The sequence below is a fragment of the Micromonospora globispora genome (assembly GCF_003857015.1).
GTDB classification, from domain to species: Bacteria; Actinomycetota; Actinomycetes; order Mycobacteriales; family Micromonosporaceae; genus Micromonospora; species Micromonospora globispora.
The window spans coordinates 1-9,633 of sequence record NZ_QGGF01000259.1; the positions used below are offsets into that span (position 1 = coordinate 1).

At 72.4% G+C, this 9,633-nt stretch carries 10 protein-coding genes; 6 read left to right on the top strand and 4 right to left on the bottom strand.

The genetic code is table 11. From position 1 onward, the window contains the following. The 4 genes from DKL51_RS12195 to iolC form a co-directional block, all read right to left on the bottom strand. Positions 1 to 1,159: thiamine pyrophosphate-binding protein (locus DKL51_RS12195; RefSeq protein ID WP_260428468.1), on the bottom strand; the 1,159-nt coding region annotated here is incomplete at its 3' end. Then, a complete protein-coding gene (iolB, locus tag DKL51_RS12200) occupies positions 1,159 to 2,052 on the bottom strand; it encodes a 5-deoxy-glucuronate isomerase (RefSeq protein ID WP_109946449.1) in 894 nt (297 codons plus the stop codon). The genes DKL51_RS12195 and iolB, both read right to left, overlap by 1 nt. Beyond that, positions 2,049 to 2,936, bottom strand: coding sequence for a Cgl0159 family (beta/alpha)8-fold protein (locus tag DKL51_RS12205; protein ID WP_109946458.1), 888 nt, complete (start codon positions 2,934 to 2,936; stop codon positions 2,049 to 2,051). Before DKL51_RS12205 ends, iolB begins: the two co-directional genes overlap by 4 nt. After that, on the bottom strand, positions 2,933 to 3,904 hold the full coding sequence (iolC, locus tag DKL51_RS12210) for a 5-dehydro-2-deoxygluconokinase (protein ID WP_109946450.1): 972 nt from the start codon (positions 3,902 to 3,904) through the stop codon (positions 2,933 to 2,935). The genes DKL51_RS12205 and iolC overlap by 4 nt, the downstream gene beginning before the upstream one ends. Before the next feature lie 191 nt (positions 3,905 to 4,095). Here iolC and DKL51_RS12215 point away from each other — a divergent pair, with 191 nt between their 5' ends. From DKL51_RS12215 to DKL51_RS12240, 6 genes are all read left to right on the top strand, one after another. Further along, positions 4,096 to 4,833, top strand: a complete 738-nt coding sequence (locus DKL51_RS12215) for a GntR family transcriptional regulator (protein ID WP_109946451.1) — start codon at positions 4,096 to 4,098, stop codon at positions 4,831 to 4,833. A gap of 152 nt (positions 4,834 to 4,985) precedes the next feature. Next, positions 4,986 to 6,383: an extracellular solute-binding protein gene (locus DKL51_RS12220; RefSeq protein WP_109946452.1), complete on the top strand. Its 1,398-nt coding sequence runs from the start codon at positions 4,986 to 4,988 to the stop codon at positions 6,381 to 6,383. Then, a complete protein-coding gene (locus tag DKL51_RS12225) occupies positions 6,358 to 7,305 on the top strand; it encodes a carbohydrate ABC transporter permease (protein WP_207783965.1) in 948 nt (315 codons plus the stop codon). The genes DKL51_RS12220 and DKL51_RS12225 overlap by 26 nt, the downstream gene beginning before the upstream one ends. Then, on the top strand, positions 7,302 to 8,174 hold the full coding sequence (locus DKL51_RS12230; protein ID WP_124812051.1) for a carbohydrate ABC transporter permease: 873 nt from the start codon (positions 7,302 to 7,304) through the stop codon (positions 8,172 to 8,174). The genes DKL51_RS12225 and DKL51_RS12230 overlap by 4 nt, the downstream gene beginning before the upstream one ends. Further along, positions 8,174 to 9,319: an ABC transporter ATP-binding protein gene (locus tag DKL51_RS12235; RefSeq protein ID WP_124812052.1), complete on the top strand. Its 1,146-nt coding sequence runs from the start codon at positions 8,174 to 8,176 to the stop codon at positions 9,317 to 9,319. Before DKL51_RS12230 ends, DKL51_RS12235 begins: the two co-directional genes overlap by 1 nt. A 2-nt stretch (positions 9,320 to 9,321) precedes the next feature. After that, positions 9,322 to 9,633: hypothetical protein (locus DKL51_RS12240; protein ID WP_221623161.1), on the top strand; the 312-nt coding region annotated here is incomplete at its 3' end.

The following is a 9,633-nucleotide window of genomic DNA, read 5'->3' on the forward strand; positions in this document are numbered from 1 at the left end:
CGGCGTGCCGGGCCCGGTCCACCACCGCCGTCCACCGTTCGCGCCGGTCCGCAGCGCCGGCCCGGTACGCCGGCTCGCTGGCCCACCCGTCGCAGGCGGCGCCGAGCGCGGCCAGGCTCTCCCGGGCGTCGCCGACGACCTGCACGCCGGAGAGCTTCGCGGCGTCGAATCCGGTGACGTTGAGGTTGACGAACCGGGCGTCGCCGAAGAGGGTGCCCGAGGCGGTGGTGAAGTCGCTGTACCGGGTGCCGACGCCGATGACCACGTCGGCGTGCGCCGCGACCTCGTTGGCCGCGGCGGTCCCGGTGACCCCGACCGCGCCCAGCGACAGGGGATGGTCGTGGGGCAGAGCGCCCTTGCCGGCCTGGGTCTCGACCACCGGCACGCCGTGCCGCTCGACGAAGCCGCGCAGCGCCTCGGTCGCCCCGCTGTAGATCACCCCGCCGCCGGCCACCACCACCGGTCGCCGGGCGGCGGTGACGATCCGGGCGGCCCGCTGGACGGCCCCGTCGTCGGGGCGGGGACGCGGCACGTGCCAGGTGCGCTCGGCGAACAGCTCCTCCGGCCAGTCGTACGCCTCGGCCTGCACGTCCTGCGGCAGGGCGACGGTGACCGCACCGGTCTCCACCGGGTCGGTCAGCACCCGCATCGCGGCCAGCAGCGCCGCCGGCAGCTGCTCCGGGCGGTTGATCCGGTCCCAGTAGCGGGAGACCGGGCGCAGCGCGTCGGTGACGCTCACGTCGTACGAGCGGGAGTCCTCCAGCTCCTGCAGCACGGGGTTGGCCGGTCGGGTGGCGAAGATGTCGCCGGGCAGCAGCAGCACCGGCAGCCGGTTGATGGTCGCGCCGGCGGCCCCGGTGACCAGGTTGGTCGCGCCGGGCCCGATGGAGGTGGTGCAGGCCAGGGTGCTGAGCCGGTCGGTCATCCGGGCGTACGCCGAGGCGGTGTGCACCATCCCCTGCTCGTTGCGGCACAGCCGGTACGGCAGGTCGACGCCCGCGGCGGCGGCCCCCGCCAGGGCCTCGCCGAGGCCGGCCACGTTGCCGTGGCCGAAGATGCCGAAGCACGCCGGGATCAGCCGGCGCCGCTGTCCGTCGCGTTCGGACCACTGCTGGGCGAGGAAGGCCACCAGGGCCTGCGCCACGGTCAGTCTGCGCATCACAGCGCTCCCGTCCCGGTCATCGGCAGCCGCGGGTCGACCGGCTGGTCGGCCCAGCTGTCCCGGATCCAGCCGTGCCGCGGGTCGTCCACGCACGCCATGGTGCGCTTCGGGCCGGGCCCGGCCAGCACGTTGAGGTAGTAGAGGTGGTAGCCGGGCGCCGCCATCGACGGCCCGTGGTAGCCGTACGGCACGAGGACCACGTCACCGGCGCGCACCTCGGCGAGCACGTCGATCGGTCGCCGGTCGGTGCCGTAGACCCGCTGGTAGCCCACCGGCCCGGCGGGGTCGCCGGGCACCCCGCCGGACACCTCGAAGTAGTAGATCTCCTCCAGCGCCGCCTCGACCCGGCCGTCGTCGTAGGTCCGGTCGTCCTCGTGCTTGTGCGGCGGGTAGGACGACCAGTTGCCGCCGGGGGTGAGCACCTCGACCGCGACCAGGCGGTCGCAGCCGAAGGCGTCCGGCGCGCAGAAGTTGTTGACCTGGCGGCTGGCCGACCCGGCGCCGCGCAGCTCCACGGGGACGTCCCGGGCGGCGCCGTAGCGAGGCGACAGCCGCCGGGTCGCCCGGGTCGACGGCAGCGCGAGGCGTCCCTCGCCGCGGATGGTCACCGTCGCGTCCCGTGGCACGTAAGCGAAGTCGGTGACGGCGGCGAAGACTGAGGCCCGCCCGGCCAGTTCCATCCGCAGCCCATCGCATTCCACGGTCGCCGCACCGGCCAGCGGCAGGACGAGCATCTCCTCGTCACCGGTGGCGAAGGTGACCTCGCCGCCGGCGGGCAGGACGAGCACCCGCAGGCCCGCATACGTCCAGCCGGCCCGCTCCGGGGTGACCTCCAGCGCCCATGGCGGTCGGGCCGTCGTCCCCCAAGGCAGGTGCAGGTCGGCGGTCATGCTTCCTGCCGGGCGGGCAGCAGCGAATGGGCGAGGTCCACCGCAGCGGCCACGTCGTCGTCGGGCGGGTAGAGCAGCGCCCGGCCGACCACCAGCCCGCGTACGCCGGGCAGGCGCAGCGCCCGCTGCCACCGGGCGTACACCAGGTCGGGCGCCTCGGTGGGGTCGCCGCCGAGCAGCAGGGCGGGCAGCGTGGTGGCGGCCATCACCCGGTCCATCTCGTCGATCGCCGGCAGCTTCAGCCAGGTGTACGCGGACGTGGCGCCGAGCGCCTGGCCGACGCTCACACTCTTGATCACCGCCTCCGGCGATAGGTCGACGCGGACCCGACCGCCCGAGCGGGTGACCCACAGCGGCTCGACCAGGGCGACCGTCCGGTGCGCGGCGAGCGCGCTGACCGCGCGGGCGCACGCCTGGAGGGTGGCAACGCTGCCGTGGTCCTCCGGATCGATCCGGCAGAGCATCTTCCCGCCGTCGTACCCCATCGCGGCGATGCTGTCGGCGTCGTAGGCGGTGAACCGGTCGTCGAGCTCGAACGCGGCGCCGGAGAGGCCGCCGCGGTTCATCGAGCCGATCGCCAGCCGGTCCTCGAGCGCACCGAGCAGGAGCAGGTCCTCCAGGATGTCCGGGGTGCCGAGCACGCCGTCGACGCCGGGCCGGGACAGGGCGAGCCGCAGCCGGTCGAGCAGGTCGGTGCGGCCGGCCATCGCCATCGGCCGGTCGCGGACCCCGAGGGCGCCGCGGGCGGCGTGGTCCGCCGCGATGATGAACAGCGGGCGGCCGTGGTCGGGCCAGGGTCGGCGGGTACGCCGGGCGGCGGCCTCCGCGATCGCCTGGGGCCGGTGCGCCCGGGTCAGGGTCAACGCCTCGTACTCGGTGCTCACCACTCTCCTCCCGTCGCGGGGGCCGGCTCCGGTTGGATCGTTGCGGCCAGCGCCGAGGTCTCGGCCTCGTCCGGCATCGCGGCCGAACAGGACAGCCGGGAGGCGACGATGGCCCCCGCGGCGTTGGCGAACCGCAGCGTCCGTTCCAGTGGCCAGTCACGCAGCAGGCCAAGGCAGAGCGCGCCGCCGAAGGCGTCCCCCGCGCCGAGCCCGTTCACCACCTCCACCGGCACCGGCGGCACCCGGACCGTCTCCTCGCCGGTGCTGGCCAGGACTCCGTCCGGGCCGAGCTTGACCACGGCCAGGCGTGGTCCCCGGTCGAGCAGCAGCCGGGCGGCGCGTTCCGGGTCCCGGACGCCGACCGCCACCTCGGCCTCGTCGAGGTTGCCGACCGCGACGGTGACCCGGGGCAGCACCTCGGCGTACGCGGCCGTGGCGGCGGCCGGGTCGGACCAGAACATCGGCCGGTAGTCGAGGTCGAGCACGGTGTGCGCGCGTCCGCCCCGGGCGGCCAGTGCCGTGGTGTGCGCGTCGCGGCTGGGCCGTTGGCACAGGCCGGTCCCGGTGAGCCAGAAGACCCCGGCCGCTTCGATGGCGGCGAGGTCGAGTTCCTCCGGGTGAATCTGCAGATCCGGCGCGGTGGGCGTGCGGTAGAACCAGAGCGGGAAGTGGTCCGGCGGGTAGATCTCGCAGAACGTCACCGGGGTGGGCAGCCCCGGCACCGGGCGTACCTGGCTGTCGTCGACGCCGAAGTCGCGCAGCGCGCGGTGCACGTACTCGGCGAAGGCGTCGGCGCCGGTGCGGGTGATCACCCCGGCGCGCAGCCCGTACTGGCTGGCGGCGACGGCCACATTGGTGGGACTACCGCCGAGGAACTTGCCGAACGTCTCGACCTCGGCCAGCGGCGTGGCCACCTGCAGCGGATAGATGTCGACCCCGACCCGGCCGATGGTGAGCACATCGAGCATGCGGCGTCCTTTGTCCGGGCCGGCGACGGCGTGACCGCCAGCTCGATCCTGGTCCCTGATTGGTAACAGTGGCCGCGAGTTGTGTCAATGTGTTGTCCTGACATTCGGCCGGGCCGCGGAGTGACCGCTTCGGTACAGTGACGGCCAGCATCGCGCCCCCCGATACCGCGCGTCCGCCCCGAGGAGGTCCCGTGACCGGCCCCGAGATCGCGGTCGACCGGAGCAGCCCGGTCCCGCTCTACTTCCAGGTCGCGGAGCAGTTCGCCGCCGCGATACAGCGCGGCGAGCTGGCGCCGGGTGACCGGCTCGACAGCGAACTGCAGCTCGCCGACCGGCTCGGGCTGTCCCGCCCCACCGTCCGCCAGGCGATCCAGCACCTCGTCGACAAGGGACTGATCGTCCGTCGGCGGGGCGTCGGCACCCAGGTGGTCCGCGGCGAGGTGCGCCGCGGCGTCGAGCTGACCAGCCTGCACGACGACCTCGCCCGGGCCGGCCGGCAACCCTCCACCTCGGTGCTGGAGCTGGCCACCGTGGCCTGCCCGGTCGAGGTGGCGACGGCGCTCGACGTCACCGCCGGCAGCGAGGTGCAGCACCTGCGCCGGCTGCGCTTCGCCGACGGCGAGCCCTTGGCGGTGATGGAGAACTGGCTCCCGCTCCACCCGGTCCGGCTCACCCTGGACGCCCTGCAGGCCCGGGGCCTGTACGCGATCCTCCGCGCGGCCGGCATCCGGGTGCGCGGCGCCCAGCAGCGGATCGGGGCGCGCGCGGCCACCGGGGCGGAGGCGCAGATGCTCGGCGAGCGGCGCGGCGCCCCGCTGCTGACCATGACCCGCACGGCGTACGACGACCACGGCCGGTACGTCGAACACGGCGCGCACATCTACCGCGCCTCTCGGTACTCACTGGAGGTGACCGTCGCCGAGCGGTGAGGGGCGTGTTTCACGCTCATTTCAGTGACAGGTATTTACGTCGTCAGGCTGTCATGACATTGTGGCCGACAAGCACCGCCGGCATGGACCTGCGGCCGGCGGGCGACCCGCGAGTCTCTTCGAAGTCACTCCTTGCGAAGGGAACACAGCCCATGTCACTCACACCGAAACGCGTCACTGGTGTGCTCGCCGCGTTCACCGCCGTCACCCTCGCCGCCACGGCCTGCGGTGGCTCCGACGAGCCCGCCGGCAAGGACGCCAAGAACATCACCCTCACCATCTCCACCAACGCCATCGCCGGTGGCAAGAACTCCGCCAGTGCCGAGTGGATCGAGAAGTGGGTCATCCCTCGGTTCATCGAGGCCCAGAAGGCCAAGGGCGTCACCGCCAAGGTGTCGTTCGTGCCCAGCGGCGTCGACGACGAGCAGTACAAGACGAAGTTGGCCCTGGACCTGCGGTCCAAGGGCGGCGCCGACGTGATGTCGGTCGACGGCATCTGGGTCGGCGAGTTCGCCCAGGCCGGCTACCTCAAGCCGCTGTCCGAGGTGGCCGGCGACCAGGCCGACAAGTGGGACGGCTGGTCGCAGATCCCGGAGAGCGTGCAGGGCCTGGGCACGTTCGAGGACAAGAAGTACGGCATCCCGCAGGGCACCGACGGCCGCGTCCTGTTCTTCAACAAGAAGCTCTTCGCCAGGGCCGGCCTGCCCGCCGACTGGCAGCCGAAGAGCTGGCAGGAGATCCTCGACGCGGGCACCAAGCTCAAGGCGCTGCCCGGCGTCACGCCGATCCAGATCAACGCCGGCACGGCGATGGGTGAGGCGACCACCATGCAGGGCGCGCTGCCGCTACTGGTCGGCGCCGGCGGCGAAATCTACAAGGACAACAAGTGGGCCGGCGCCAACCAGCAGGTCAAGGACATGCTCGACTTCTACGCCAAGGTCTACGGCGGCGGGCTGGGCGATCCGAAGCTCCAGCAGGAGGCGAAGGGGCGGGACAAGTCCTTCGCCGAGTTCGCCGCCGGGAAGATCGGCATCCTCGCCGAGGGTGACTACTTCTGGCGCGGCGTCGTCAACCCGAAGGACGGCGTCGCCAAGATGCCCGACCGGGACACCACCGTCGGGTGGGCGATGATTCCGGCCAAGCAGCCCGGCGCCGGCATCCGGGGCCAGGACTTCGTCAGCATGTCCGGCGGCGGTGTCGACGTGCTGAACCCGAACTCGAAGTTCCCGGCGCAGGCGTTCGAGCTGCTGGCGTTCATGCACTCCGCAGAGGCCACCAAGGAGCAGCTCGCCGGCGCGGCGCGGATCACCTCCCGGATGGACGTCAACAAGGAGGTGCTGGCCGGCGACCCCCTGCTCAGCTTCGTCGCCGAGAAGGTCCTGCCGCTCACCGCGTACCGGCCGCCGCTGGCGGTCTACCCGCAGGTGTCGGTGGCGCTCCAGGAGGCGACCGCGGATGTGGCGTCGGGCAAGAGCGTCGACGAGGCCGCCTCGGCGTACCAGAAGAAGGTCGAAGGGATCGTCGGTGGTCCAGGTAACGTCTCGTCCTGACGAGACGGTCGAGGGAGCGGGCCCGGTCACGGGCCCCTCCCCCGCCCCCGACGCCGCCGGGCTGGGCCGGGCCCGGGCCGCCGGTTTCCTCGTCCCGAGCATGGTGCTGATCCTGCTCTTCCTCGTGGTGCCGGCCGCCTGGACGATCTACCTGGGCGTGACGAACTACCGGCTCACCGGGCTGGCCGCCGCGAACCCCGAGGTCGTCGGACTGGAGAACTACACCCGGGCGCTGAGCGACGAACGGTTCCGCAACTCGCTGGTGCTGACCCTGCAGTTCGTGCTCGGCTCCGCGGTGATCGGCCAGGCCTGCCTCGGCTTCGCCATCGCCTACGCGCTGCGCGACCGGCGCGGCCCGCTGCGCCGGGTGGTCGAGGCGTTCATCCTGCTGGCCTGGATCCTGCCCAGCTCGGTGGTCGCGTTCCTGTGGATCGCGCTGCTGGACCGGGACGCCGGCACCCTGAACGCGCTGCTGGGGATGCCCGGCATGGCCTGGCTGCTCGACTACCCGATGTTGTCGATCATCATCTTCAACACCTGGCGCGGCACCGCGTTCTCGATGATGCTCTACGCCGCCGCCCTGGAGAACGTGCCCCGCTCGCACCTGGAGACCGCCCGGCTGGCCGGCGCGTCGACCGGGCAGCAGCTGCGCGACGTGGTGTTCCCGCGCATCCGCGGCCACGTGCTGACCAACCTGCTGTTAATCAGCCTCTGGACCTTCAACGACTTCTCGCCGTTCCTGATCACCGCCGGTGGTCCGGAGCAGCGCTCCGAGATCCTGGCGGTCTACGTCTACAAGGTGGCGCTCTCCGGCGGTGAGCTGGGCTTCGGCGCGGCCATCTCGTTCATCATGCTGCTGATCAACCTGGTCATCGCGCTGATCTACCTGCGAATGCTGGGCCGGCGGAAGGAGCGGGCATGAGCACCGTGACCCCTACGGCGGACGAGACCCGCACGGAACCGTCCCGGGTCGCGGTACGGGACGTCCTGGCCCGGATCGGGCGGTACGTCTTCCTCTGCGTCGTGCTGGCGTTCTTCGCCCTGCCCCTGCTCTGGCTGGCCACCGCGCCGTTCGACGACACCCCCACGATCGCCGCCTCGCTGCCGCAGTTCACCCTCGACAACTTCCGCGCCCTGCTGGACAACCCGTACGCGATGACCTCGCTGCTGAACTCGGTCTGGCTGGCCGGCGGCACCGCGCTGCTGGTGGTGACGTTCGCCGCCCTCGCCGCGTACGCGCTGAGCCGGGTGCGGGTACCCGGCCGGGACGCGCTGCTGTACGGGCTGCTGCTGCTCTCGTCGATCGTGACCGGCACGGCCACCATGGTGCCGCTGTTCGAGCTGGCGTTCCGGCTCAACCTGATCGACTCCCGGCTCGGGGTGATCCTGATCCTCACCGGTGGCCTGCTGCCGGCGGCGATCTTCATCCTGAAGGACTTCATGGACGCCACACCGACGTCCTACGAGGAGTCCGCCCGGGTGTTCGGCGCCAGCCCGCTGCAGATCATGCGGCACATCGTGGTGCCGGTCGTCCGGCCGGGACTGGCCACCGTCGGGGTGTGGGCGGTGGCGAACGTGTGGGGCAACTTCCTCGTCCCGTTCCTGCTGCTGCGCGGCCCGGACAAGGCGCCCGCCGCGGTGATCATGTACACCCTCTACACCGAGGGCGGCCAGGCCGACCTGCGCCTGCTCTCCACCTTCTCACTGCTCTACTCGCTGCCGGTGGCGCTGATGTTCGTCTTCGTCAGCAGCAGGTACGGATTCCGCTTCCACGGAGGGATCAAGCGCTGATGGCCGCCATCACCCTGCGCGAGCTCACCAAGGTCTACCCCAACGGCGTACGCGCCCTGGACGCCCTGGACCTGGAGATCGCCGACGGCGAGTTCTTCGCCCTGCTCGGCCCCTCGGGCTGCGGCAAGACCACCCTGCTGCGCACCATCGCCGGGCTGGAGCTGTCCTCCGGCGGCAGCGTCCGCATCGGCGACCGCGACGTCACGAGCCTGCCGCCCGGGCAGCGCGACGTAGCGATGGTCTTCCAGGACTACGCGCTCTTCCCGCACATGACCGTCCGGGACAACATCGCGTACCCGCTGCGGATCAAGAAGGTCGGCAAGGCGGACCGGCAGGACAAGGCCGCCCGTACCGCGGACGAGCTGGGCCTGTCGGCGCTGCTGGACCGCCGCCCCGGGCAGCTCTCCGGCGGGCAGCAGCAGCGGGTCGCCCTGGCCCGGGCGATGGCCTGCCATCCGCAGGTCTTCCTGCTCGACGAGCCGCTGTCCAACCTCGACGCCCGGCTGCGCCTGGAGGCGCGTACCTTCCTCAAGCGGCTGCAGCGTGAGCTGGGCGTCACCACCGTCTTCGTCACCCACGACCAGGCCGAGGCGCTGGCGCTGGCCGACCGGATCGCGGTGATGGAGGGCGGCCGGATCCGCCAGGTCGGCACGCCGACGGAGGTCTTCCGCCGCCCGGCCAACACGTTCGTCGCCGGTTTCATCGGCTCGACCCCGATGAACCTGGTCCCGGCCCGGGTCCGCGGCGACGAGCTGGCCGTCGCCGCGGTGCGACTGCCGGTACCAGAGGACGTCCGCGGCGAGCTCACCGACGGCGAGCAGGTGGTGTACGGGGTCCGACCCGAGTACCTCGACTACTCCCCCGAGCCGGCGTCCGGGGCGCTGACCGGGCAGGTCGTCGTGGTGGAGAACCTCGGCAGCTTCTCGCTGGTCTCGCTCGACGTGCCGGCGGAGGAGCCCGACGCAGGGGCGACGACCAGCGTGCAGGTCGTGGTGCCGGAGGGGCGGGAGCCGGAACCCGGGGACACCGGCTGGGTGACGCCGCGACCCGGACGCTCGCTGATCTACCGGGACGGCGAATTGATCGGCAGCACGGCCGAGGCGGCGGTGCCGGCTCCGCGCACCGGCGTCGGGGCGGACGCCTGACCATGGTGGTGCACCGGGGCAGGTGGACGCTGCGGGACCGCGCGGAGAACATGATGCGGGCCCTGCCGGTCACCGTGCCACCGGGCACCGCCGCGCTCACCGTACGGCTGGACTATCCGCGCCAGGCCGGGGTCCTCGACCTCGGTTGCATTGGACCGGCCGGCTTCCGCGGCTGGTCGGGCGGGGCTCGCGACGGCTTCACCATCGCCGCGGACCGGGCCACCCCCGGCTACCTGCCCGGCGAGCTGGAGCCCGGCGACTGGCAGGTCCTGCTCCGGCTGCACCGCGTCCCGCCCGAGGGGCTGGACTATGAG